Source organism: Chelatococcus sp. CO-6 (assembly GCF_001271345.1).
In the GTDB taxonomy this organism is placed as follows: Bacteria; Pseudomonadota; Alphaproteobacteria; order Rhizobiales; family Beijerinckiaceae; genus Chelatococcus_A; species Chelatococcus_A caeni.
In genome coordinates, this window is the sequence record NZ_CP012398.1 from 584,324 (window position 1) to 609,750 (window position 25,427).

At 67.7% G+C, this 25,427-nt stretch carries 21 protein-coding genes, 1 tRNA gene and 1 CRISPR repeat array; of the genes, 3 read left to right on the forward strand and 19 right to left on the reverse strand.

Annotated features, from left to right (window positions below):
• Nucleotides 1-15 precede the first annotated feature (15 nt).
• From AL346_RS02870 to AL346_RS02920, 11 genes are all read right to left on the reverse strand, one after another.
• Nucleotides 16-513: an L-2-amino-thiazoline-4-carboxylic acid hydrolase gene (locus AL346_RS02870; RefSeq protein ID WP_019403932.1), complete on the reverse strand. Its 498-nt coding sequence runs from the start codon at nt 511-513 to the stop codon at nt 16-18.
• A 32-nt stretch (nt 514-545) separates the two neighbouring features.
• Complete coding sequence (locus AL346_RS02875) at nt 546-1,841, reverse strand: FAD-binding oxidoreductase (protein ID WP_019403931.1); 1,296 nt, start codon at nt 1,839-1,841, stop codon at nt 546-548.
• A gap of 223 nt (nt 1,842-2,064) precedes the next feature.
• Nucleotides 2,065-2,847, reverse strand: coding sequence for an outer membrane protein (locus tag AL346_RS02880; RefSeq protein ID WP_019403930.1), 783 nt, complete (start codon nt 2,845-2,847; stop codon nt 2,065-2,067).
• Between the two features lie 335 nt (nt 2,848-3,182).
• Nucleotides 3,183-3,738: a CRISPR direct-repeat array (repeat unit 19 nt; unit sequence CCCCCGTACGGGGAGCGAC).
• 224 nt (nt 3,739-3,962) lie between these two features.
• Nucleotides 3,963-4,253 (reverse strand): CRISPR-associated endonuclease Cas2, encoded by a 291-nt coding sequence (gene cas2 / locus AL346_RS02885; RefSeq protein ID WP_019403929.1) that lies wholly within the window; start codon nt 4,251-4,253, stop codon nt 3,963-3,965.
• A 7-nt stretch (nt 4,254-4,260) separates the two neighbouring features.
• Nucleotides 4,261-5,295: a type I-C CRISPR-associated endonuclease Cas1c gene (cas1c, locus tag AL346_RS02890; protein WP_053193242.1), complete on the reverse strand. Its 1,035-nt coding sequence runs from the start codon at nt 5,293-5,295 to the stop codon at nt 4,261-4,263.
• Nucleotides 5,292-5,969, reverse strand: coding sequence for a CRISPR-associated protein Cas4 (gene cas4 / locus AL346_RS02895; RefSeq protein ID WP_026015435.1), 678 nt, complete (start codon nt 5,967-5,969; stop codon nt 5,292-5,294). Before cas4 ends, cas1c begins: the two co-directional genes overlap by 4 nt.
• Nucleotides 5,970-5,975: 6 nt before the next feature.
• On the reverse strand, nt 5,976-6,929 hold the full coding sequence (cas7c, locus tag AL346_RS02900) for a type I-C CRISPR-associated protein Cas7/Csd2 (RefSeq protein WP_019403925.1): 954 nt from the start codon (nt 6,927-6,929) through the stop codon (nt 5,976-5,978).
• Nucleotides 6,926-8,668: a type I-C CRISPR-associated protein Cas8c/Csd1 gene (gene cas8c, locus AL346_RS02905; protein ID WP_019403924.1), complete on the reverse strand. Its 1,743-nt coding sequence runs from the start codon at nt 8,666-8,668 to the stop codon at nt 6,926-6,928. The genes cas7c and cas8c overlap by 4 nt, the downstream gene beginning before the upstream one ends.
• A 58-nt stretch (nt 8,669-8,726) precedes the next feature.
• Nucleotides 8,727-9,425, reverse strand: a complete 699-nt coding sequence (cas5c, locus tag AL346_RS02910; RefSeq protein ID WP_019403923.1) for a type I-C CRISPR-associated protein Cas5c — start codon at nt 9,423-9,425, stop codon at nt 8,727-8,729.
• A gap of 158 nt (nt 9,426-9,583) precedes the next feature.
• Nucleotides 9,584-11,905: a CRISPR-associated helicase/endonuclease Cas3 gene (locus AL346_RS02915; protein WP_019403922.1), complete on the reverse strand. Its 2,322-nt coding sequence runs from the start codon at nt 11,903-11,905 to the stop codon at nt 9,584-9,586.
• A gap of 217 nt (nt 11,906-12,122) precedes the next feature.
• A tRNA-Glu gene (locus AL346_RS02920) sits at nt 12,123-12,198 on the reverse strand.
• 155 nt (nt 12,199-12,353) lie between these two features.
• Between AL346_RS02920 and AL346_RS02925 the strand changes: the two genes are divergently transcribed.
• Complete coding sequence (locus AL346_RS02925) at nt 12,354-13,373, forward strand: RluA family pseudouridine synthase (RefSeq protein WP_019403921.1); 1,020 nt, start codon at nt 12,354-12,356, stop codon at nt 13,371-13,373.
• A 190-nt stretch (nt 13,374-13,563) separates the two neighbouring features.
• Nucleotides 13,564-14,469 carry an RNA polymerase sigma factor RpoH gene (gene rpoH / locus AL346_RS02930; RefSeq protein WP_019403920.1) on the forward strand — a complete coding sequence of 302 codons (906 nt, stop codon included), beginning with the start codon at nt 13,564-13,566 and terminating at the stop codon, nt 14,467-14,469.
• 122 nt (nt 14,470-14,591) lie between these two features.
• Here the strand turns inward: rpoH and AL346_RS02935 are convergent, their stop codons facing one another.
• The 3 genes from AL346_RS02935 to AL346_RS02945 form a co-directional block, all read right to left on the reverse strand.
• Nucleotides 14,592-15,842 (reverse strand): hypothetical protein, encoded by a 1,251-nt coding sequence (locus AL346_RS02935; protein ID WP_053193247.1) that lies wholly within the window; start codon nt 15,840-15,842, stop codon nt 14,592-14,594.
• A gap of 33 nt (nt 15,843-15,875) precedes the next feature.
• On the reverse strand, nt 15,876-17,168 hold the full coding sequence (locus AL346_RS02940) for an adenylosuccinate synthase (RefSeq protein WP_019404001.1): 1,293 nt from the start codon (nt 17,166-17,168) through the stop codon (nt 15,876-15,878).
• Nucleotides 17,169-17,324: 156 nt separating this feature from the next.
• Nucleotides 17,325-18,173 (reverse strand): type 1 glutamine amidotransferase, encoded by an 849-nt coding sequence (locus AL346_RS02945; RefSeq protein ID WP_040405335.1) that lies wholly within the window; start codon nt 18,171-18,173, stop codon nt 17,325-17,327.
• A 100-nt stretch (nt 18,174-18,273) separates the two neighbouring features.
• Between AL346_RS02945 and AL346_RS02950 the strand changes: the two genes are divergently transcribed.
• Entirely contained in the window at nt 18,274-19,194 is a 921-nt protein-coding gene (locus tag AL346_RS02950; RefSeq protein ID WP_019404003.1) for a DMT family transporter, read from the forward strand.
• A gap of 282 nt (nt 19,195-19,476) precedes the next feature.
• Here the strand turns inward: AL346_RS02950 and serA are convergent, their stop codons facing one another.
• The 5 genes from serA to AL346_RS02975 form a co-directional block, all read right to left on the reverse strand.
• Nucleotides 19,477-21,066, reverse strand: a complete 1,590-nt coding sequence (gene serA / locus AL346_RS02955) for a phosphoglycerate dehydrogenase (RefSeq protein WP_019404004.1) — start codon at nt 21,064-21,066, stop codon at nt 19,477-19,479.
• 111 nt (nt 21,067-21,177) lie between these two features.
• The gene (locus tag AL346_RS02960) at nt 21,178-22,353 is read right to left on the reverse strand and encodes a phosphoserine transaminase (protein ID WP_019404005.1); all 1,176 of its coding nucleotides are present in this window, start codon (nt 22,351-22,353) and stop codon (nt 21,178-21,180) included.
• 378 nt (nt 22,354-22,731) lie between these two features.
• Complete coding sequence (locus AL346_RS02965; protein ID WP_019404006.1) at nt 22,732-23,580, reverse strand: outer membrane protein; 849 nt, start codon at nt 23,578-23,580, stop codon at nt 22,732-22,734.
• A gap of 75 nt (nt 23,581-23,655) precedes the next feature.
• Entirely contained in the window at nt 23,656-24,342 is a 687-nt protein-coding gene (locus AL346_RS02970; RefSeq protein WP_019404007.1) for an outer membrane protein, read from the reverse strand.
• Nucleotides 24,343-24,555: 213 nt separating this feature from the next.
• Entirely contained in the window at nt 24,556-25,371 is an 816-nt protein-coding gene (locus tag AL346_RS02975) for an outer membrane protein (protein ID WP_019404008.1), read from the reverse strand.
• Nucleotides 25,372-25,427 lie beyond the last annotated feature (56 nt).

Sequence of the window (25,427 nt, forward strand, 5' to 3'; positions counted from 1 at the left end):
ATTGTCTTCGGCGTCTCAGGCCGCCTTGCCCGGCAGCACCCTGAGGCGGCAGCAGCCGCTCTCGCCCGGCTTCCATGTCTCGCCGGCGAAGGTGAAGCCGGCGGCGGTGAACAGGCCCGTGTCGATGGCGCCCGCCATGCGGCACAGCTTGTGCACGTCCTCGTCGGAGCGGCCCATCTCCTGCCAGGCTTCCTTCAGCGGGCAGCGGTGGAAGTAGATCTCCAGCTCCTCCCCGTCGCAGCGGCGCACCTCGGGCGAGAACATGCGCTCGCCCTCGATGATGCCGCCGAGGAAGGCGTCCTTGAGCCCGTTGAGGTCGCCCGGGCCGTAGTCCTTGAAATTGCGCCCCATGTCCTCGCCCATGCGGCGGGTCGCCTTCATGCCGAGCTCGAGCGCCTTTTCCTCGCCCAGCTCCTCGCGCAGCGTGTCGAACATGTAGGCATAGGCCGCCGCGCGCATGGCGAAGGCCCGGCGCAGAAGGTTGATGGTGTTGTCGTCGGCTTTGTCCGCCATGTCGTCCTCTTCCACTGCAGGCTCAAACCGATTCAAGCGATCTCGCGGGCATCACGCCAGCGATAAAGAATGAGATTGAGCGGCGCGAGGCGCCGCAACAGTCCGTGCATCGGCAGGGGCCGTGGCTCGCTGAACGGCAAAGCAACTTCCGCGCCATCGACGGCGCGCGCCAGTTCGCGGCCGATGCTGAGCGACAGCGCCACCGCCCGGCCGTTGCAGCCGGCCCAGGCATAGGCGTCCGGCCCGAGGCGGTGGAAGCGCGGGAAATAGTCGGTCGTCATGCCGATATAGCCGTTCCACACATGGTCGAAGCGCACCTCGCCGATCTGCGGGAAGATGCGCTTGAGCCGCTCGCCGATGCGCCGCCTGAGCCGCTCCGCGCCATTCACCGGGGCGATGAGTGCCCCTCCGGTCACGAGCCGGTGGCGCGCGTCGTAACGCATGAACCAGAGGTCGCCGTGGGTGTCCGACACGGCCTGGCGGCCGGGAATGATCGAGGCACGCAGATTGTCGCCGAGGGGCTCGGTGGCCATCTGCCACGACAGCACCGGCACCACCTCGTGTGCGATGGCGGGCGCGAGTTCTGTGGCGAATTCCCCGGTATAGGCATTGGTGGCGAGCACCAGCGCCTTCGTCCGCACCTCGCCTTGCGGCGTCGTGACGCGCCAGCCGCCGCCCTCGCGGGCGAAGGTCAGGGCCGGCGTGCCGGCGAAGATGCTCACGCCCTGCGCCGCCGCGGCGCGGGCGAGGCCGCGCGCGAGCGCCAGCGGATTGATGTGCCCGCCGCTGCGGTTCCAGAAGCCGCCGTGCCAGGCCTCGGAGCCGGTCATCTGGCGCACGCGCTCGCGGTCGAGCAGCTCGACCGGCGCGCCATGGCGGCGCCACTGGGCGACGCGCGCCTCGGCGATCTTCATGCGCCCCGGTGTATGCACGGGCTGGATCCAGCCCGTCTGTTCCGCCTCCGCCGGGATGTCGAGGCGGCGCACCAGGTCGAACAGTACGGACGCGCTGTCGCGCAGCAGGGCGACGAAGCGCTCGCCCTCCGCACCGTGCCTCGCGACGATATCGTCCGGGTTCGGGCGCGTCAGGGTGGGAATGACCTGGCCATTGTTGCGGCCCGAGGCGCCCCAGCCCGGGGCGGCGGCTTCGAGGAGCACGACGCGCTTGCCGCTTTCGGCGAGATGGAGCGCCGTCGACAGGCCGGTGAAGCCGCCGCCGATGACGACGACGTCGCCGGTCGCCGAACCGGCGAGCGACGGGTAGTCCCCTCCCGGCGGCGTCACGGCCGCCCACAGCGACGGCGGCCATGCCGGCTCGATACGCTCCAATGCCCCCTCCTCGTCCCGCTGCGGGCGACAGCCCGAAGCGTCTCAAAAACGTAACTTATTGATCATTTCGCGACACCCGCAAGCCCCCAATTCCACACCAGACGGGAGAATATCCATATTTCCCACATAAGAACGGGCATTTCCCCGATGGGCGACAAAATGAAAACGGCCGCCTGCGCAATGGCGCAGGCGGCCGTGATGCTGCCTCGGAGAGACCTTGCGCTCAGAACTTGTAGTTGAGACCGGCGCGGACGACGCTGAACTGCGTGTCGCTCTTGAGCGTGAGGGTGTCGCCGGCGAGCGCCGGGTCGGTCCCCGTGTAGCCGAGCCGCGTGTTCTTGTCGCCGAGATCGACGTAGAGATATTCGCCGCGCAGGGTCAGGTTGTCGGTGATGGCATATTCGAGGCCCGCACCGAGCGTCCAGCCCCACTGGGTGTGGTTGCCGCGGCCGGCCCAGGAATCCTCGCCGATATCGTCCGCGACCGTCATGCGGTGCTTGACCTGGCCATAGGCGAGACCGCCGGTGGCGTAGATGAGGAGGCGCTCGGTCGCCGTGAAGCCGAGGCGTGCGCGCACCGTGCCGTACCAGTCCACCGTCGCCTTGGCGAAGACGGAACCGCCGTCACCCTCGAAATCCGACACGACGCCGGCGATGCGGCGGCTGACGTTGATGTAGTTGAAATCGGCCTCGGCGCCGAGGACGAACTGGCCGATCTGGTAGTTGTAGCCGATCTGCGCGCCGCCGGTGAAGCCGCCGCTGTCGGAATCGCTCAGGCCAAGGGCCGCGCCGACATTGATCGACTGGAGCGTATCCTCGTCGCGAACGTGAAGAGAGCCATGCTCCCACGCGCCGCCGGCGTTCACACCGGCATAGAAGCCGGTCCAGGTGAAGATCGGCCCGACGGGCACGATCGGGGCCATCTGCCGCGACGGCAGGTCGGCCGCAAGGACCGGGCCGGCGACGGCGAGAGCCAGAATGGAAATCGAAGTGCGAAATGCACGCATCAGTACCCCCCAGTGAAAAAGCAGGGGCACTCTACTCATCCCGGGTAACGAATCAATTAAAATCTAAAGAAATCGCTTCGAAACGTCTTCGATCCAGCACAGTTTTAGTTAAAATTTTTCACATATCGTCCTGAGCAGCGGCTCTGCTTGAGACGCACAGCCGAGAGATCCCCCGCCCCGCCGCCACCGGACGCCTCGCCGGGAAGGGCCTTGACGCGCACTTCCATAATGTCCGCTCCGAAGCGCGCCAGGGCGTCCGGCCACGATCGCCCCCCGCGGGGCGGCACAGCGGCGAGCAGTAAGACTGGTACATGCCTTACATGTTTCAACGCGCACTCCCGTACGGGGAGCGACGCTGACGTGATCGACGCCATCCGTGAGGACATGGCGTTTCAACCCGCGCTCCCGTACGGGGAGCGACTCCCGGCACTGCTCGCTCATGGCGGCGAAGTACTGGTTTCAACCCGCGCCCCCCGTACGGGGAGCGACGCCGCGCCGGTGGCCACGTCCATCCGCCCGCGCACGTTTCAACCCGCGCCCCCCGTACGGGGAGCGACACGCGGCCCGACAGGGCGTCGCGGAGCTGATGGTGTTTCAACCCGCGCCCCCGTACGGGGAGCGACCTTGCGGGTTGGCGATTACCGGGTGATCTTCATCGTTTCAACCCGCGCCCCCCGTACGGGGAGCGACATTGACGCGCACCGCATCGTCGGCCGGATGCAGGTTTCAACCCGCGCCCCCCGTACGGGGAGCGACGCGGCGATCGCCGCCGGGCGGGCCGAGCGGATCAGGTTTCAACCCGCGCCCCCCGTACGGGGAGCGACGGCTCCACGAAGGGGCGAATCGCGACGATCTCGCGTTTCAACCCGCGCCCCCCGTACGGGGAGCGACCCCATCGTTCTTATCTGATTGCGACAACGAGCAAAACGGGCGCAGACCACGAAACGCGGCCCGCCGCCGGCGGGGCGGCCGGCACGCCCGCGCCGCAGGCAGAAAGAGATCAACAATGTCAAAGAATTGTCCAATGTGCGAACCGGACGGGGATCGCCGGCACGCTTGCGGTTCGCACCCTGCCTGCGCGGCGGCTGCGCCTCGCGGCAGAAACCGGCTCCCGGCTAGACGATCAGGGGGCCTTCGAGGTCTGTCGCCGGCTTGGCCCCGACGTGTTCGACGCGTCGCTGCCAGTTGGCGCCGAGGTAATAATAGCGCAGGCTGTCGCGCTCGGGCGCGATGAGTTTTTCGAGGCGCGCTTTCAGCAGCGTCCACTGCGCCGGATCGACGTTGATCTCGAAGACGGAATATTGCACCCGCTGGCCGAAATCGCGGCAGGCGCGCGCCACGCGCCGAAGCCGCCCTGCCCCGCCTTGATCCGACGTGTTCACGTCATAGGTCACCAGCACCATCATGGGCACCTCACGTCCACAGCCATGGCGGATAGGCATCGAGGTCGCCGCGCAGGTGCCGGGCCAGAAGCTGAGCCTGTAGATAAGGCACCAGGCCGAGCGGAGCGGCCTCCTCGAGGAAGGGATGGCGTCGCTCCTCCTTCTTGCGCTCCTGCCACGCGGTGAGCACGGTCCTGCGCCCTTCCTCGGTCAGCCACACCGCCCCGCCGTCCCGCGTTTCGAAATCACGCGCCCGGACCTGTCGCCGATTGACAAGCGACAATGCCAGTCGGTCGACGAGGACAGGGCGCAGTTCCTCCATGAGGTCGAGGGCAAGGCTCGGCCGTCCGGGCCGGTCGCGATGCAGAAAGCCGACGGCGGGATCGAGCCCCACCGCCTCCGCCGCGCTGCGGCAGTCATGGGTCAGCAGTGTATAGAGGAAGGACAGCAGGGCATTGATCGGGTCAAGCGGTGGCCGGCGCGATCGGCCGCGAAAGCGCATCGCTGCGTCCGGCGAGCGAATGAGCAGATCGAAGACGCTGAAATAAAGGCTGGCGGCCTCGCCCTCCGCACCGCGCAGCGCCTCGGCATCGAGGTCGGCCCGGCTCGCCCGGCGCAGGATATAGGCGAGGCGATCGGCCACCGCACTCATCCGCTCACTGGACCCGGGCGAGAATTCCTCGCCGTAGTCGCGCAAGCTCCGCATCAGCACCGACCGCTGGTTGGCGACCTTGCCGAGCACGAGGCCGCGGACGATCTCTACCGGCGTATCGGAAGCGCGGTATTGCGCCCGCCGCAGCAGCACGTTGCCGGCGACGGGGCCCTCGATGCGTGCCTGAAAGCGGCCGCTGCGCTCGAGGAGGACGATGGTGATCCCGGCTGCGGCGCAGGCCCCGATCAATGCGGGGGAAAGATGGACGGCGCCGAAGGCAACGACCGAGGCCAGCATGTGCAGCGGCACGCGGGCGCGCTCGGTGCCCTCGATCTGCGCCACGAGGTTCTCGCCGTCCTTTCTGAGGCTCGCCGCCTCCGTCGTGACATAGAAGGTGTTGAGCAGCTTCTTCAAGCGGCACTCCCTTGCTCGTCGAGCAACGACGCCAGCATGCCCTCGCACCAGGCGCGGGCGGAGCGGGACGACGCCTTCGGCCGGCAGAGATCGATGAGCGAACAGGCGCGGCAACGCTCGGCGCGCCAGACCGCTTTCGGCGTCTCGAGGCTGCGGAAGATCCGGCGCAGCTCGCCGATCGTCTCCTCGGTCAGCCGGCGTAGGTCTGCATCGAAGGGCACCGCGACGCGCCGCTTCGTCTCGCCGTAGAACAGCGCCCCCTCCGGCACCGGTCGCCCCGTCATCTCTTCGAGGCACAGGCCCTGCGCGCAGAGCTGCACCTCGTCGGCGCGGTGCAGCTTCGGCTTGCCACGCTTGAACTCGACCGGATACGGCACCTCTCCACCGGGAGCGGAATGGAACTCGACGAGGTCGGCGACGCCGGCGATGCCGAGCCGGCGCGAGGCGATGGCGAGCGCCGTCTCGCGCCGCGTGCCGCGCGCCTTGCGGCTGTCCGGCCGGTCCGAGGCGATGTGCATCACATGCCCCTCCGCCGTAAAGCGGTTCTCCGCCCACAGACGCTCCAGATGGATGAGTGCCGCCTGCCGCAGGCAATAGACGGCATGCTGGAGCGCCGAGAGCGGAATGGGCTCGGCGTCCAGCTCGTCCGGCTGCGGCAACGCGTCTTCAGCCATAAGGCATCACAGCCATTCGATGACCTCGACGCCCTCCGGCAGGTTGGCGCGGTTGATTGTCACGAAATAGTCCGAAAACGCCCGTGCCGGCGGATAGTTGTCGATCTGCCGGTCGATTTTGCGGAACTCGCCGGCGATGTTGCGGCCGATCTCGACGTGGTCGAACAAGGCATGGGCCGGCGCATTGCCAAGGGCGCTCGTGTGCTTGAAGGCGATGACCTTGCGCGACGCCATCTCCCCGCGGGCGGCCGAGCGGTCATGCTCGAACATCGAGACGAGGGCCTCGCGCAGGAGGTCGAGATCGGCTTCGCCGAAGCCGGTGCGCTCGGCGAGTTTGGCGGAAATGAAGCCATGGGCGCGATAGAGGCCGTAGGGCACGATATGCTTGCGGCCCATGGTGCGATTGTCGGTGCGGCCGTTGTCCTCTTCGCTGCCTTCCGTCCGCTGCTTCTTCTCTGCCTCGTTGGTCGCAGCCATGCGCGTGATAGAGATTTCCTGCGGCATGATGGGTTCAACCGATTGGGCGAAGGTCATCTGCACGGGCCCGCGCACCTGGCCGCAGTTGATGCCGGTGGACATCACGGCGCCGAAGGTGCGCACGTCGAAGAAGTTCCGGCACATGAAATCGCGCAGGCGCTGCGCCTCCTCGTCATTCTTCGGGTTGAGCTTGCCCTCCTTCTTCGCCTTCTCGTCATCCGGTCGCAGCGCCACATAGGCCTTGCGGTGCTGTTCGTTGAGGATGGCGCCTTCCTGCACGTAGATATTGCAACCGGGCGCGCCATCGCATGCGAGCTCGACATAGTTGCGGATCTTGCGCTTCAGGCTCACGTCCGAGACGAGCCCGTGGTTCGTCTCGGGATCGAGGCGCGGCAGGTTGCCGGCATCGGGATCACCGTTGGGATTGCCCTTGGAGACATCGAACAGGAGAACGAAATCGTAGCGGTTGGCGAGCGCGGTCATTGGGCGGCCTCCTCCAGTGTCTCTTCGAGGTCCTGATCGGCCTTACGGCGATAGAATTGATGGTAATAGCCGAGCGCAAACTTGCCCTGATCCAGCAGGGAGAGGGTTGCAGGGAACGTCGGCGGCAGCTCAACCATGATTTCCGCGATCTGATTGGCAAAGTATCCTGCCAGCCTGGGTTTATCCCCCTTTTCAGCCTTGTCTCTATGGTGTTGATGCAGCCGCAGAAGCAGCGGAAAGACGCGCTGCGGCGTCGCCGACGCTGCTCCGTAGAACTTGTCTCGAATACTGGCCTTCACAGTGCCGAGAGCCACTTCTTGCATCCTCTCCAGCGCAGCGAACAGGCGACCAAGTAGATAGGCAGGGTCCTTGTTTTTGATGTCGAGGGCCACGGGAGCCTCCTTTTCCCTCTTGAAATTGCGCACGAGGAGCGCGCGCAGCATGCCGGCCCTCAGCGCATTGATCTCCCCGTCCGCGCGGATGCGCATCAGCACGGTCGCGAGCAGCGTCAGCGGATAGGGCGTGCCGGTGAGGATGGCGCGCATCCACTCCCCGGCGAGGTTGGGCGGCACGTTCTCCCGCTTGCCGAGCACCGCCGTCTCGGCGAGATAGCGCCAGAGCGGGGGATAGCCGTCGCGCGGCGGCGGTTCGATCGCCATGTCCGAGACGAAGCGCGCGTAATTGCCGGCGAGCCGGCCGAAATCGTCCTCCAGCCAGAAGCGGATGGACAGGCGCGCCGCATTGGGGGCAAGACCGAGCACATAGAAACGGACGCCTTCGGCGAGCTTGGGCTCGATGTCCTTCAACGGGATGCCACGGCGCATGCGCCCGAGAGCATCGCCGACCTTTCCGGCCTCGATCCCCTCGTCCGGCTGCGATGCGAACCAGGCATTGAAGAAGCTTTCGGCCGCCTCCGCCACCTGCGCATCCGAAGCATCCGCCCAGAAGACCGTGGAGGCATCGCCGATCTGGATGCGATGCCTGTCGTCGGCGAGGAAGGCGTTGAGCGCCGTCGCATATTTGAAGGCGGCTGCCTCGGAGACGGGCGCGTTCTCCCCCTGCTCGTGGCCGTAGGAGGTGAAGGCATCGAGGTTGAAGGAAACGATGGAGGCGCCGGACGATTGCGCGCCCCACACCCCCTTGATCGCCGGATGCAGCCGCGCGATCGGGCCCATCGTGCCCGTGACGAGGCACACCGCCTCGGTGTCGCCGTTTCGCGCACCGACGTCCACCCACAGCGCCCGGGCGGCGGGCCGCTCGTGCAGGTAGATATTCTGCAGCCGCTCACTCTCGAGCGCGAAGATGACATTCTGATCCTTCATCTCCTCCGGCCACAGCGGCTGAGTGAACCGCTCGGGCGACCACTGGTCGAGAAAGCGGAGAAGAGCCAAAAGACCGGGATCGGCGGTGCCGGCCAGGGCGCCGCGATGCATCTCGCAAAAAGCCCTGTGCTCGTCCGCCGTCCGCTTGCCTTCGCCAGCCGTGACGCCGAGCAGGTAGGAGGTCTTGTCCCACAGGAAATTCGGCGCGATGGCGACGGTGCGCTTCACCGGTTGCGGCACCTGCATCAGCCGCGGCACCTTCTTCTTCCCCGTCCCGTCGCGCAGATCGGTGACGGAAGCGACGCTGCCGTCCTCGTTCAGCGAGATGACGAAGCCGATCTTCTCGGTCGAGAAACCGAAGGGCGGCACGTTCGGAAGCCGGTCGTAGGCTTTGGCGAGGGATGCCAGAATGCTCATGGGGACCTTCGCAATCCTTGCGCCCACGCCCTGTCACGGGCGGCGGGCCACGAAAGGTTCAGCGCAGAATGTCCGGCGAGCCGGGACGGGGCACGCGCATCACGCCGTTGTCGAGCCGGGCGCGGAAGAACAGCGACGGCCGCCCCGCCGCCTGATGGTCGATGTCCCACAGCATCAGGCCGAGATCGCGCGGCCGGCCGAAGCCCAGGTCGTCGGTCCGGTGTTCCGGCTCGGGCGCCGGCATCGGCGCATCCGGCGCGATGAGGGAGAAGGCGGCGGCGAACTCGCGCGTGCCGAGGCAAGGCTGGTGGAAGCACTGGCCACGCTCGGCCCGGCGGTTGAAGATGTCGAGATGCTTGCCCTCGTTCTCGTCGCCGTCGGCCTTGTCCGTCAGCACGAAATGGGCCTCGATGACATAGGCGACGTCGACGAGGACGGTGGCGGCGCGCTGCTGGCGGCTGTCCTCCACCTTGAGCGCAAGGCCCGCCAGGCTGCCCCGGTTCATGGCCGCCCTCGCCGTGCCGGCGGGGATCTTGCTGCCCACCTCGTTGCGGCGGATGGACTGGAAGCGGACCGGCTTCAAAACATGGATGGCGTCGATGACCCAGCGGATCGCCGGCTTCCAGTGGATGGCGTCCAATATGCCGCGCGCCGCCGACGGCGTCATCACGTCATAGGAAACGCGTTCAACCTTGGTCTCAGGCCTCGTAAAGCAGGCGTAATCGCCCACGACGTGCAATCTGACGCCATAGCCCATGCCCCACCCCCAATCGGCCGCCTCGCGAGCGGGACGGTTGTCCGTCCCCGCCGGACAATCGTCTTTGCAACTTCCCAACCAATTTCGACCCACGCCCACAACGGACGACTCACTCCAATGCAAACCAGCCTTACACAGCGGCGCGCGCTTTTACAGACCTACACCATCCACTGCTCCAGCCCGAGATAGCCGGCGTCTTCCCATATGAGGCCGATATCGGGTCGGTAGAGGCTCCCCGTCATGAGGACGGCGAACTGGTCGCCACGCTGCTCCGCTGCACGAAAAACGACGTGGCCGTTGGCGAGAAGGAGCGCACGAGCCTTCGGCGGCACCTGCACGATGTAGGGCTGCAGCTCCCGCGCCAGCGCGCCGGAGGGGATGGCCGCGCTGCCGAGCCTCTCCACGATCGACCACGCCTCTGGCGTATTCGCCACGATCACCGGCTCCATGCCGCTCTCGATCATGCGGAATTTCTCGGCCACGCAGCGATAGGCGAAGATCGTCTCCGGGCCGTGTTCGCCCCTGTGCATACGGAAATCGGCAAGGATCTTCTTCTTGTCGACGCCCTCCGGCCCGACGCGCCAGTAGACCTCGCCGAAGAAATCCTCCATGGCCTGTGGCGACAGGAGATCCTCGTGCTTGTCCGCCATGCGCCCGAGATCGCCGCTCAGACTCTTGATCTCGGGCGGCGGAGGATGGTCGGGCGCGGTGAAGATCGTGACGATGCTCTCGTCCACCGGCCGCCGCCCCTCGCGGTTGCATCGGCCGGCCGCCTGCGCCACGTTGTCCAGGCCCGCCTCGGCCCGCCAGACCCTTGGAAAATCGAGGTCGACCCCCGCCTCCACCAAGGATGTCGCGATGACGCGGCAAGGATGCCCGTCCTTCAGCCGCTGCCGGACATCGGCGAGAATGGCGCGCCGGTCGGCGGCGTGCTGCCGGGTCGACAGATGCACCAGCCCGTCGAGCCCGGCCTCCTGCCCGGCCTGATAGAGCGCGAGCGCGTGCTTGCGGCTGTTGACGACGACGAGGCCCTGACTCTGGTCCATGAGGGCGGCGACGAGCGCCGCATCGTCCATCTTGCCGGCGAAGCGAAGCGTCACGCGCCGAAGCTTGCGGGCCAGGTCCTGCGGCTCGGGCGCCAGTTCCCGGCCGGCGAGCGGCAGGCCGACGGGATGGCCGGCCGGGAAATTGCCGGCATCGAGCGCCGGCTGCGTCGCCGTGCACAGCACGATGCTGCAGCCGTAGTTCGTGGCCAGTTCCCGCAGCGCCGCCACGGCGGGCGCCAGCAACGGGCGCGGCAAGGTCTGCGCCTCGTCGAGGATGATGATGCTGCCGGCGATGTTGTGCAGCTTGCGGCAGCGTCCCGGGCGAGCGGCAAGAAGACTCTCGAACAGCTGCACATTCGTGGTGACGACGACGGGGGCGGCCCAGTCCTCCATGGCGAGCCTCAGCTTGTTCCGGCTCGCCGCTTCGCTGTCCGCCGCAGCGGCGGGAGCCCGCTCCGCCCGCGCCTCGTCGATGGCCGAATGGTGCTCGAGAACCACCTCCCCGCCCAGGAGTTCCCGGAAGATGGCCGCCGTCTGGTCGATGATGGAGGTGAAGGGAATGGCGTAGATGATGCGGCGATGCCCGTGGATCCGGGCGTGATCGAGGGCGAAGCCGAGGGAGGCGAGCGTCTTGCCGCCCCCCGTCGGGACGGTGAGCGTGAACAGGCCGGGCGCCTCGCCGGCGCGGCTCAGCACGTGGTCGAGCACGGCGCTGCGCACGCTGTTCACCATCGTGTCGCGGCTGCCGAGCGCCTCCATCCGCCGCGCGTAGCGGGCCAGCAGCTCCGGCAGGATGGCCTGGAGCGCCGGCCACGCGCGGTCGACCTGTCGTCCCTCGACGCGACAGTAGAAACCCTCCGTATCCTTGAAATCGGCATCGACGAGGCAGGAGAAGAGCATGCGGCCGAGGAAGGCGAACTGGAAGGCGAGCCGCGCCCGGACGGCATCCGCCTCCGCCGGCGCCGCCCCGCGCGCCGGCGGAGGCTCCCAGCGAAAGGCCGGCACGAGGCCGCTCGCATCGGGAGCGATCTCCGCGCGCCAGACAGGATCGAGGGACGCATCGGAGAAGCCCTTCAGCCGCTCGCTCAAGGTGGCGAGGCTTTCGCCCTGCTTGTCGGGCAGGCCGGCATGGTGACCGGCGATGACATAGGCAATGAGTTCGCCGATCAGCCGGTCGTCGCCTTTGGCGAGTGCCAGGACGAGGGCGGCCCCCGCCGTCGAGTGGTCGACCGGCACCTTGCTGCCGTCGAGCCGGGCCGCAAAGCCGGGCGTGTATTTGCCGAGATCATGCAGAAGCGCGGCGAGCCGTGCCGCCTTGCCCGCCTTGAAAGCCGCACCATAGGCGGCTGCGCGGACGGCCGTGTCTTCGAGATGCTCACGCAGCGGCTGCCAGTTGCCGCGATGCCCGTCTTCCGTCGAATGCGCATAGTACATCCGCCCCTCCCAGCCGCGATGGCCTTGCGGATCTACCCTGCACAGATTCGGATGACAGCCGTAGCTCCGCAGGCATGCGGCCGGCGCTCGCGGGCAGGCGAATGAGACGTTTCGGGCAGACGACATCGACGTCCCGGCGCCGCGAGGAACGTCGCGGCCGGCCGCTGGACCAACCCGATTGGCAAAAAGCCTGCAAGTGTCTGGAAGTAAACGAGAATGGCGCTCCCAAGGGGACTCGAACCCCTGTTTTCGCCGTGAGAGGGCGACGTCCTAGACCGCTAGACGATGGGAGCGTCTCGCGTGAGGCCGCTTCTATATAAGTGCTTTGCCCCCTGTTCAAGCCCTCTCGTGGCACTTTGTGTCGAAAACCGCAGCTCTCCACAGGCGCGGGACGACCACGGCGCGGGGGAAGGCTTGACTGCCCCGCCGTGACGGGCGACGAGCGCTCATGAGCGACAAGATGGCGGATGCCGGCGAAACCATCCATTTGACCGCCGAGGCGCAGGATGCCGGCGTGCGGCTCGACCGCGCGCTCGCCCTCAGGCTTCCGGACCTGTCGCGCAGCCGCATTCAGCAGCTCATCAAGGACGGCCACGTCACGGTCGGAGGGACGGCCGAGACGAATGCGTCGCGCAAGCTCGCCGCCGGCCTTCCTGTCGCCGTCACCGTGCCTCCCGCGGCGGCACCGGAACCGTCCGGCGAGGATATCCCCCTCACCGTCCTCTACGAGGACGACGCGCTCATCGTCATCGACAAGCCGGCGGGTCTTGTCGTGCACCCGGCCCCCGGCAACGAGACGGGCACCCTCGTCAACGCCCTTATCGCCCATTGCGGCGCGAGCCTCTCGGGCATCGGCGGCGTCCGGCGGCCCGGCATCGTGCACCGCCTCGACAAGGACACGTCCGGCGTCATGGTGGTGGCGAAGACCGACGAGGCGCACAAGGGGCTGAGCGCCCAGTTCGCCGACCACGGCCGCACCGGGCCGCTTCACCGGGCCTATGTGGCGGTGGTCTGGGGCGTGCCGCAGCCGCTGGCCGGCACCATCAATGCGCCGATCGACCGCGCCCCGCACAACCGGGAGAAGATGGCCGTCGTCCGCGCCGGCCATGGACGCGAGGCGATCACGCACTATATGGTGGAAGAGCGTTTCGCCGCCGGGAATGCGGCGGATGTGGCGAGCCTCGTGCGCTGCCGGCTTGAAACGGGGCGCACGCACCAGATCAGGGTGCATCTTGCCCATCGCGGCCATCCGCTTCTCGGCGACGAAACCTACGGCAGCGGCTTTCGGACAAAGTCCGCCCTCCTTGGCGATGAGGCGCGACTGGCGTTGAGCGTGCTTTCCCGTCAGGCGCTGCACGCCGCCGAGCTGGGCTTCGCCCATCCCGTGACGGGCGAGGAACTGAGCTTCGAAAGTTCGCTGCCGGCAGACCTGCAGGGGCTCGTCGCCGCGCTGCGCACAAACACATAGTGCGCGGGCGCGGTGTTCGCCGTGTGCGCTAGCGCACATGCCGGAAGAACCCAACGACCGAAACTGCGGTTCTGAGACAGTCGGACGCCCTCTTCCGGACAAGGTGTTCCCGGATGTAGGGTGTTCAAGACGGCTGGCCAGGGGGCGGCCGTCGCACGGCCTGCCGTCAGGGGGCCGAAAGGAGGTGAAAATGGCTACCAGCGCGCTTCCCACGCTCGCCAGCGAAGGCGGGCTCTCGCGCTATCTCGAAGAGATCCGCCGTTTCCCGATGCTGAAGCCCGATGAGGAATTCATGCTCGCGAAGCAGTGGCGGGAGCATGGCGACCGCGATGCGGCGCACAAGCTCGTGACGTCGCACCTGCGGCTCGTCGCGAAGATCGCGATGGGCTACCGCGGCTACGGCCTGCCCATCGCCGAGGTGGTGTCCGAGGGCAACGTCGGCCTCATGCAGGCCGTCAAGCGCTTCGAGCCCGACAAGGGCTTCCGTCTCGCGACCTACGCCATGTGGTGGATCAAGGCCGCGATTCAAGAGTACATCCTGCGTTCGTGGTCGCTCGTGAAGATGGGCACGACCGCGAGCCAGAAGAAGCTGTTCTTCAACCTGCGCAAGGCCAAGGGCCGCATCTCCGCCTATGAGGAGGGCGACTTGCGGCCGGAACAGGTCAAGGCCATCGCCAAGCGCCTCGGCGTGCCCGAGCAGGACGTGGTCGAGATGAACCGCCGCCTCGGCGGCGACACCTCGCTCAACGCTCCCCTGCGTCAGGACGGCGACGGCGAATGGCAGGACTGGCTGGTCGACGACAGCGACGACCAGGAAACGAACCTCGTGGCGGAGGAGGAGGGCCGCAACCGGCTCGTCGCCCTGCGCCAGGCGCTCGGCGTGCTCAACGAGCGCGAGCGCCGCATCTTCGAGGCGCGTCGCCTGCGCGACGACCCGATCACGCTCGAGGATCTCTCCAGCGAGTTCGGCGTCTCCCGCGAGCGCGTGCGCCAGATCGAGGTCCGCGCCTTCGAGAAGGTGCAGGAGGCCGTCAAGCAGGGTCTCGCCCGCATCGAGGCCCCGAAGGGCGACGGCCAGGCGCTGAGCCCGGCCTGACGTCCCCGCAGAACGGCATTTGAAGAGCAACGGCGGCCGAAGGGCCGCCGTTTTGTTGTGCGGGCATCCCCGCCCAATGGGAGTCGCGGGAATTGCGCCACCGGCGCTCCCCGAGACGCTTGCTATTGCTGGCCGGCCCAGGCCCGCAGGGCCGCCTCGAGCGCCTGCTCGCCCGACAGCCCCTTCTCGAAGGCGAGCACCGCGCGCCGGCCCGAGGCATAGCGCAGCGGAATGTCCATCCACGACCGCGACCGAAGCAGCTCGGTGTTGCGCTCCACGTCGCTCGCGAGGTTGGACAGCCCGACCAGGAAGAAGTTCGGCGTCACCGGCACCGGCAGCCCGGCGAGCGGCGTTCCGCGCGCGCCTTCGTCCGTCTTGAGCTGCGGCACGCCCACCTCGCGCACCGCCCGATCGGGATCCGTCTCCTCGAAGGTCATCTCCACCGTGTGGGATGCCGGCAGCGTCGCGTCGGTGTTGCGGCGGAACGTCAGATGCAGCGTGAACCCGGCCTCCGGCACGGAGACCTCGGCCCGCACCACCGTCTCGAGCGGCTGCCCCTCGCCCGCGTTGACGGTGTCGAGGCGCCAGACCGCACGGCCGCCGGTGGCGCGCGGCGCCTGGTTGGCGTCGCCGGTCTCCTCGTAGAGGATGGCCCGCTGCGAGACCGCAACCGCGCTGCCGGGCGGCGTCGCCTGCTGCTGCGGCTGCGCCGGCGGGGTCTGCTCGGGCGGGGGACCCCCGATGCGGTCGTTGAACTTCGTCTCGCCTTCGCGCGCCGGCTCATCGGGCTCCGTCTGTGCCTGGTCCGGCGCCGGTGCGGGCTTCTCCTGCTGCAGCCACAGGGCCGTGCCGGCGATGGCACCGATGGCAAGGGCGAGGACACCGGCGACGATCAGCGTGCGGCGACGCTCGCCGCCGTCGCGGCCGCTGCGCGTCGGGGACAGGCGCGGGCGCGCCGGGCGCTCGTCCTCGGCCCTGGGCGCGGCCCCGTGATCGCCGGGCATGTCGGGCGGCTCGGCCGGCTGGTAGTCGCCGGGCCCATAGCGGGCAACCTCGCCGGCATAGGGGCTCGCACCGGCATTAGGGTCCTGATCATCATCGTAGCCGGCGCCCGTCCCCGCCGCCTGGTCGAAGCGCGGCTCCAGGGGATCCTCATAGACAGGCGGCGCATATTCGTTCTCGATCCGCGCGATGACGTCGTCGAGGGCGATCTGCTCGCGCTCGATATCGGCTTCCGACAACGGCGGGTCGACCGCCCGCAACTGCTGCAGCAGCACGACGCGCGCCCGATCGTAGATCGCGCGCCGCGTCTCGGGGGTGTTGTCCGGCAGGCCGGCCACGGCCCGCGAGAGCAAAGGATAATAGTCCGCCATCGGCTCCCGAATGTCCCGAAAACGTGGGGCCCGTCAACCTTCGAAGGGGTTGTGCACGAGGATCGTATCGTCGCGCTCGGGGCTCGTCGACAGGAGCGCGACAGGGGCGCCGATCAACTCCTCGATGCGCCGGACATATTTGATGGCCTGGGCCGGCAGATCGGCCCAGGAGCGCGCGCCCGCCGTCGTGCCCGGCCAGCCCTCGATGGTCTCGTAGACCGGCTCGACGCGCGCCTGAGCGCCCTGGCTCGCCGGCAGGTGGTCGAGCACCTCGCCGTCGAGGCGATAGCCGACGCAGACCTTGATCTCGTCGAAGCCATCGAGGATGTCGAGCTTCGTCAGCGCGATGCCGTCGATGCCCGAGGTACGCACCGTCTGGCGCACCAGCACGGCGTCGAACCAGCCGCAGCGGCGCTTGCGGCCCGTCACCGTGCCGAACTCGCGGCCGCGCTCGCCGATGCGCTGCCCGATCTCGTCGTCGAGCTCCGTCGGAAAGGGCCCCTCACCCACCCGCGTCGTATAGGCCTTGGCGATGCCGAGCACGTAGCCCACCGCCTTCGGCCCGAGGCCGGTGCCGGTCGCCGCCTGGCCCGCCACCGTGTGCGAGGAGGTGACGAAGGGATAGGTGCCATGATCGATGTCGAGCAGGGCCCCCTGCGCGCCCTCGAAGAGGATGCGGCTGCCGTGGCGACGCTCCTCGTCGAGGAGGCGCCACACCGTATCCATGTAGGGCAGCACCTTCGGCGCCACGGCGGAAAGCTCGTCGAAAATTTCCTCGGCGCCGAACTCGGCGAGGCCGAAGCCGCGGCGCAGGGCGTTGTGATGCGACAGGAGGCGCTCGATCTTGGCGGGCAGCGTCTCGAGGTCGGCGAGATCCATCAGTCGGATGGCGCGGCGGCCGACCTTGTCCTCATAGGCCGGGCCGATGCCGCGGCGCGTGGTGCCGATGCGCGTGCCGGCGTTGGAATTCTCGCGCAGCGCATCGAGCTCGCGGTGCAGCGGCAGGATGAGTGTGGCGTTGTCGGCGATGCGCAGGTTGTCGCGCGTGATGCTCACCCCCTGGGCGGCGAGGCGATCGATCTCGTCGACGAGCGCCTGCGGGTCGAGCACGACGCCGTTGCCGATGACGGCGAGCTTACCCGGGCGCACGACGCCGGACGGCAGCAGCGAGAGCTTGTAGACGGCATCACCGATGACGAGCGTGTGGCCTGCATTATGCCCGCCCTGGAAGCGCGCGACGATGTCGGCCTGCTCGCAGAGCCAGTCGACGATCTTGCCCTTGCCCTCGTCGCCCCACTGGGCGCCGACCACCACGACGTTCGCCATTTACGTCCAGCCTCCGGCTGTTTCCGGCCATCAACATGATAAACCCCGGCGCAAGCTCACCTTGGCCGGGGTTTCCTTGCACCCTCTCTTGGGCGATCGGGAGGCGAAAATCAAGCCCGGCGCATGCGCCCACTGCGATTTGGAACGGCTCCCAGATCAATGCCGCATCGTGTCGCCGCCAAGGCAGCGGGCGACGAAATTGCGGATTTCGAGCGTGCGCAGCGCCTCCTCCAGCACCTGTTCGTCGAGGCCGTGCCGCCAGGCGAGGTCGCGGCGGCTGCGGTCTGCGTCGAGCGTCCTGAGGTCCTCGACATAACCGGCGACTTCGGCCGGGTCGCGGAAGAAGCCTTCGTCGGCCAGCGGCTCGGCCATGCGGGCCATGATCGCGGCGAGCTCGGTCAGCGAGAATTCCGGGTGATACTGCACGCCCCAGAAGACGCCGCGCCCGTGGCGGATCTCCGCCGCCTGCACGCCGGCCATGCCGTTGGACGCAAGCACGATGGCGTTCGCCGGCAGGCTGGCGACGACGTCGAGATGCACGCAGGGTGCATCGAAGGCCCCGGGACGCCCTGCGAGCAGCGCATGGCCCCGCCCCGCCTCGCTCGGCGTGATTCGCCGCGCAAAACCCACCTCGCGCCCGAGCGGGTTGGGGGTCACCGTGCCGCCGGCCGCGACCGCCGCCACCTGCAGCCCCCAGCACGAGCCGAAGGACGGAACGCCGCTGTCGTAGACCGCCCGCATCAGCTCGATCTGCCGCCGCACCGGCGCCTCGTCATGGTAGACGTGCAGCGGCGAGCCCGTGAGGATCACCGCATCATAGGAGGAGAGCCCGGCGCCGGACGGCAGCTGCGCATCGGCATCGGCCGGCAATGCGATATCGCAGGCGGCGGCCGGAACGATGCGCTTCACGACCGCCGCATAGGCCTCACCCGGCGTCAGGCCGAAGCCCGCGCGGTGGCGCTCGCGTGCATCTTCGGGATAACCATCGACGATCAGCAACCGCATCCTGTGACACCTTCTGCCGCAATGCTCCCCTGCGTCTAGGCCCCTTACGGGCCGGCGGCAAGCACCCTAGTCTGCAACGCCATCTTCACGGAAGCCGCCCTTGACCCTGCAGCCGTTGACCGCCGCCCGCCATCGCCTCGATCACGCCTACCTGCTCCTGACGCTCACCACGCTCATGTGGGGTGGCAATGCCGTCGCGAGCAAGCTCGCGGTCGGCCATATCACGCCGATGGTGCTGACTTCGGCGCGCTGGATCGTCGTCTGCCTCATCCTGCTGCCGCTCTACGGCCGGGCCCTGCGCGACAACTGGGGCAAGATCGCCTCCCACCGGCTCCGCGTGATCCTGATGGGTGCCTTCGGCTTCACCGGCTTCAACGCGCTCTTCTATCTCGCCGGCCACCACACGAGCGCCGTCAACATCTCGATCATGCAAGGATCGATGCCGATCCTCGTGCTCATCGGCGCGCTCGTCTTCTTCGGCGTCAGGGCCACCTGGCTGCAGATCGTCGGCGTCATCGTGACGCTCGGCGGCGTCGCCATGACGGCGACCCACGGCGACATCGCCACCATCACGCAGCTCGCCTTCAACATCGGCGACGTGTGGATGCTGATCGCCTGCGTGTTCTACACCGGCTACACGCTGGCCCTGCGCGGCCGCCCGGACGTGCCCGGGCTCGTCTTCTTCCTGGCGCTCGCCATCGTCGCCTGCCTCACCTCCCTGCCGCTGCTGGCCTGGGAGATCAGCGCCGGCGACGCCTACTGGCCGACCTGGCAGGGCTATCTCGTCCTCGTCTTCGTCGCGCTGTTTCCGTCCCTGCTCTCGCAGATCACCTTCATGCGCGGGGTCGAGCTCATCGGGCCGAGCCGCGCGGGCGTCTTCGTCAATCTCGTGCCGGTCTTCGGCGCCCTGCTCGCCGTCCTCATCGTCGGCGAGCCCTTCGGCTGGCACCACGCGGTCGCCATGGCCATGGTGCTCGGCGGCATCTTCATCGCCGAGCGCCTGGGGCGGAAGATCGGCTAGAGACGGAAGCGTCGGTCGCGGAACAACGGCTCCCGTCGTGTCATGCCCGCGCTTGTCGCGGGCATCCACGCAGCCACGGGACCATGGCCGAAGGCATGGATGGCCGGGACAAGCCCGGCCAGGACAGCGGAAGCCACTGCACCCGTGCCTGGCGTTTGATTGCAGGGGATAGCAGCCTCCCGTGGGCCCTGCCGGCATCGACACCGGACGCGTGCCAATCACCCAAACGTAAATGCCCGGCACGAGGCCGGGCATCACAAGATACATGCGAGAGAGCGAGGCTCAGAACGTCAGCGCCTTGGCCTGCTTCACGCCCGGGATGGTCTGGATGTCCTCCAGCACCTTGGCGGGCACCTCGCCGTCCACCTCGACGAGCGCGATGGCGGAGCCGCCGGGGGCGTCGCGGCCGAGGGCGAAGGTGGCGATGTTGACGCCCGCATTGCCCAGGATGCCGGCGAAGCGGCCGATGAAGCCGGGCTTGTCCTCGTTCGTCACATAGATCATCGACGGGGCGAACTCGGCGTCGACCGTGATGCCCTTGATGTTGACGATGCGCGGCTTGCCGTTGGCGAAGACCGTGCCGGCGACCGAGCGGGTCTGCCGCTCGGTGACGACCGTCAGGGTGACGAGCGCGTCGTAGTCGTGCTCGGCCTCGCGCACCGTCTCCTCGACGACGATGCCGCGTTCCTTGGCGACGACCGGCGCCGACACGACGTTGACGTCCTGCAGGATCGGGCGCAGCAGGCCGGCGATGGCCGCCGACGAAAGGGCGCGCGTGTTGAGATGCGCCACCGTGCCCTCGTAGGTGATGTGCACGCTCTTCATGCCGGTCTCGGTGAGCTGACCGGCGAAGGAGCCGAGCTTCTCCGCGAGCGCGATGAAGGGCTTGAGCTTGGGCGCCTCTTCCGCCGTGATCGAGGGGAAGTTCACCGCGTTGGAGATGGCGCCGCGCAGCAGGTAGTCCGACATCTGCTCGGCGACCTGCAGGGCGACGTTTTCCTGCGCCTCCGTGGTCGCCGCGCCGAGATGCGGCGTGCACACGACGTTCGGGTGGCCGAAGAGCGGGTTCTCCGTCGCCGGCTCGATGGTGAAGACGTCGAAGGCCGCGCCCGCCACATGGCCCTCGTCGAGCGCCTTGCGCAGCGCCGCCTCGTCCACGAGGCCGCCGCGGGCGCAGTTGACGATGCGCACGCCCTTCTTCGTCTTGGCGATGTTCTCGGCCGAGAGGACGTTCTTGGTCTTTTCGGTGAGCGGCGTGTGCAGGGTGATGATGTCGGCCCGGGCCAGGAGGTCGTCCAGTTCCACCTTCTCGACGCCGATGTCGAGCGCGCGCTCCGGCGACAGGAACGGATCATAGGCGACGACCTTCATCCTGAGGCCGAGCGCCCGCTCGGCGACGATGGAGCCGATGTTGCCGCAGCCGATGATGCCCAGCGTCTTGCCGGTGATCTCGACGCCCATGAAGCGGTTCTTCTCCCACTTGCCGGCCTGGGTCGAGGCGTCGGCGGCGGGGATCTCGCGCGCGAGCGCGAACATCATGGCGATCGCGTGCTCGGCGGTCGTGATCGAATTGCCGAAGGGCGTGTTCATCACGATGATACCCTTGGCGGTCGCGGCCGGGATGTCGACATTGTCGACGCCGATGCCGGCCCGGCCGATGACCTTGAGGCGCGAGGCCTGCTCCAGGATCTTGGGCGTGACCTTGGTGGCCGAGCGGATGGCGAGGCCGTCGTAATTGCCGATGATCTCGGCCAGCTTGTCCTTGTCCTTGCCGAGGTTCGGCTGGAAGTCGACCTCGATGCCGCGATCCTTGAAGATCTGCACGGCGGCGGGCGACAGGGCGTCGGAAATGAGAACCTTGGGGGCGGTCATGGGTTTTCGCCTCGATGGAATTGGGCAGTCGGCAATCGGCAGATAGGCGATAGGCAGTCGGAGAAGGCAGATCGACGATTGCCGACTGCCCATTCCCGACTGCCCCCGCCGTCAGGCGGCAGCGGCGAGCTTCGCCTTCTCGGCGGCGAAGGCCCAGTCGAGCCAGGCCGCCAGGGCCTTGACGTCATCCGCCTCGACGGTGGCGCCGCACCAGATACGCAGGCCGGGAGGCGCGTCGCGATAGGCGCCGATGTCATAGGCGACGCCCTCCTTCTCGAGGGCGGCGGCGATGCCCTTGGCGACCGCGGCGACCGTCTCGGGCCCCTTCGCCACCACCTCGGGATCGACGATCTTGAGGCAGACGGAGGTATTGGAGGCCGTCGCCGGATCCTCGGCGAGATTGGCGATCCACGGGCTTGCCTCGACCCAGTCGAGGAGCGCCTTCGCATTGGCATCGGCCTTCGCGACGAGCGCCTTGAGGCCGCCGAGCGACTTCGCCCATTGGAGCGCGTCGATATAGTCCTCGACGCAGAGCATCGACGGCGTGTTGATCGTCTCGCCCTGGAAGATGCCTTCAACGAGCTTGCCGCCCTTGGTCATGCGGAAGATCTTGGGCAGAGGCCAGGCCGGCGTGTAGCTCTCGAGCCGCGCGACGGCGCGCGGGGAGAGGATCAGCATGCCGTGCGCCGCCTCGCCGCCGAGCACCTTCTGCCAGGAGAAGGTGACGACATCGAGCTTCTGCCAGTCGAGATCCTGCGCGAAGGCGGCGGAGGTCGCGTCGCAGATGGCGAGGCCTTCGCGGTCGGCCGCGATCCAGTCGGCATTCGGCACGCGCACGCCCGAGGTCGTGCCGTTCCAGGTGAAGACGACGTCGCGCGTCCTGGTGTCGACCTCGGCGAGGTTCGGCAGCGTGCCGTAGGGCGCCTTGATGACGCGCGCGTCGGTGAGCTTGAGCTGCTTGACGACGTCGGTGACCCAACCCTCACCGAACGACTCCCAGGCGAGCATGTCGACGCCGCGGGCGCCGAGCATCGACCACAGCGCCATCTCGACGGCGCCGGTGTCGGAGGCCGGCACGATGCCGATGCGGTAGTCCGCCGGCACGTTCAGCACTTCGCGGGTGAGGTCGATGGCGAGCTTCAGCTTCGCCTTGCCCACCTTGGCGCGGTGGGAGCGGCCGAGCGGCGCGTCGTTGAGAGCTTCGAGGGTCCAGCCGGGGCGCTTGGCGCAGGGGCCGGAAGAAAACTGCGCGCGCGCGGGCCGCGCGGCGGGAGCATTCGTCGACATGTATCCATCCTCTCAGATGGGCGCTTCCCGTTGGGGGGAAGTGTCCCGCGGATGGGGATACGCGAGCCCCGCCCCCGCGTCAACGACGGAATTGGACAACGATGCCGCAGGGCCAGAGGGGCAGTCGGCAGTCGGCAGTCGGCAGTCGAGGGATCCCCCACCGCTCGCTCACGAGCAACCTCGTTTCCCGGGCGCATGCAGCGAAGCGGAATGCGGCCCGGGAACCAGCACATAAATCTGCCGAAGGCACCATGGAAATGGGCCCCGGACACACCGCATCATTCACATGCTGCGGTGTGTCCGGGACGCGAGGGGGCGCGTGGCGTGAAAGGCGCAGGTTGCGCGGCAGAAGACCCCGCGAAGCCCGTTACCGCCCGCTCAGAACTTCGCGGCGAGCGCACCGCGAACGTTGTGGATGTTGAGGTTGACGTCGCTGAAGGAGGCGAAGCGCACGTATTCGTATTCGCCGCGCAGGAAGAGGTTCTCGGTCAGCAGGATGTCGAGGCCGAGACCCGCGGAGATACCGTAGGCGAACGTGTCCTTCTTGCGTTCGGTCACCACCGTCGGATTCGGGTTGAGGGCCAGGTTCGGCCGCCCGGCACCCGATTGATCGACGGCCGTCGCGGCGACCGAGGTGGTGCGCCACACGTCGGCCCGGCCGATGGCGAAGCCGAGCGTTGCATAGGGCAGGAAGTTGCCGAGGTCATAGCCGGCGCGCGCCCGCAAGGTGGCGTAATCCGTCATGCGCACCCGGCTCTCGGCATCGATATTGACGTTGTAGCGGTACTGGTCCGACGTCACATAGCTGCGGCCAAGGCTGTCGCTCGCGCGCGCGTCGAGGTTGGTATGGTTGTAGTTGAGCTCGACGCCGAGGACGACATCCTCCCACTGGCTGTTGTAGCCGACGAGGAAGCCGTAGCTGCCATTACGCATGTCGCGTTCCGGCAGGGTCGTCCAGCTGGACACCCGCCCTTCGGATTCGACCGTCGTATTGCGCAGGATATAGGCGATCTGGCTGCTGTTCGCCGTGCCGAAATCGATATTGGCGTTGGAATAGCCGCCCTGCACGCCGATGTAGAAGCCGCCCCAGGCGCCGGTCGGCTCGCTGTCGCCATAGGCGGGCATCGAGCCGCGCAGCCAGCTGTCGCCGAGATCGGCGGCGTGAGCGGCCGGAGCCGCGAAAGCCCAGCCGAGACCAATGACCAGGCCCGGAAGAAGCGCGCGCATCGATCAGAACTCCCCAACCCTCAGTACGGTCCTGATCATTGCTCGTTAACCTTAATATTCCGTTGCGAATGCCGCTCAGTCGAAGGTGTAGCGCAGGCCGAAGCGCACCTCGTGGCTGCGCAGGTCGCCGACGCGCACCGCCCCGCCCGCCGCCCGCGCCTTGCCGAGATCGGCGAAGCGATAGCCGATGTCGAACTTGAGCGAGGTGGTGATGTCGATGGCCGCACCCGCCATCAGCGCCCAGGCGAATCCGGTGCGCGTGCCGCCGCCGTAGGCGATGTCCGCACCGGTCGCCGTCACGGTCTCCCGGACCGAACCGAGCCGGTTGACCGCAAGACCGGCGCCCGCGCCGACATAGGGCGTGATGCCGGACCACGTGCCGAGGTCGGCATAGAGATTGGCGAGCACCGCGACGGAATTGAGCTTGGCCGTGGCGGCAAGGCCCGGGGCAGAGGCCGAGAGGCTGCGCTCGGCGAAGACGTCCCCCGTCACGTCCGCCCGCAGCCAGCCGAAGTCGTAGCCGAGACCGAGCCCGAAGGTGGCGTTCTTGTCCAGCCGCTCCCCGATGTAACCGAGGCCGTTGATGGACAGCGCGGGGTCGATCGGCATGGCGTAGCCGACGTCGCCGCGCAGGTAGAACCCCTCCCCGCTCGCCAGCATCCCCGGCTCGGGATCGAGCACCGGCGCCGGCGGAAGCTCGGCCGCAGCGACGGGGGCCGCCACGACGAGGGACAGGGCTGCGACGAGAAAGGCATGACGCATCGAGAAATACTCCCGGGACGGACGCAATGGGCGTGGGCAAGGGAGGCACCACCGTTTGCCGGGAGCTTGCCGCCAAGAAGTTAAGTGACCATTAACCTTAACGAATGTTGACCGAAGATCTCGACACCTTTCGCCGACGGTCGGCAAAAAGAAAAAGCGCGGCGTAGGACGCCGCGCTCCTAGAACTGCGATGATGGCCCGCTCTGCAGCCGATCAGTATTTGGCGACGATCGGCTCGTAGCTCTCGGCGACCACGGGGCCGCCGAACATCCAGCGCACGCCGAGCTTCACATCGTGCGAGGACAGGTCCTTGAACTTCATCGGGTTGTACACGTTGTTCGTGCCCGTGTACGTGATGATGTCGCCGCTCTGCGCATCGCCCAGATTGACGTAGCGATAGCCGAGTTCCACCGTGAAATTCGGCGTCACGGCATAGGCAAGGCCCGCATAGAGCGCCCAGGCGAAGTTCCACTTCGAGGCATCGCGCGCATAGGCCGAGCCGAGGTTCGGCACGTTCTCGTCGCGGAAGCTGTGGATGGTGTTGTAGGAGCCGCCGATGCCGGCGCCGATGAAGGGCGTCAGGCCGCTCCACGTGCCGAGATCGAGATAGGCATTGGCGAGGAACAGCCATTCGGACTTCGAGCCCGAATAATTGTTGGAGCCGGCGGAATAGCCGGGACCGGCCGGATAGACGTCGTAGCCGTGGAAGTTCGCCCGGGCGCGATACTCACCCGTGACGTCGAAACGGAACCAGCTGTTGAACTGGTAGCCGACGCCGACGCCGAAGAACGGCGCCGCATCGAAGGCCTTGTCGATGTTCACGACGCTGGCGTCGTAGAGCGCGTTGTCGAGGCTGTCGACTTCCTGGTTGCTGAAGCCGATGTCGCCACGCAGATACCAGCCGCCGAAGGCGACGGGCTCCGGCACCGGCAATGGCGCCGGCGCAGGCAGGAGATCGGCCGCCCGGGCGCCGGAGACGAGCCCGGCGGCCATGAGGCCGGCGCACGCGATGGATTTCAGGCTGCCCATGAGTATTTCCTTCGTACCAGGCAAATCATGTTTGCCCGCAAAACCGCAGACGAAGG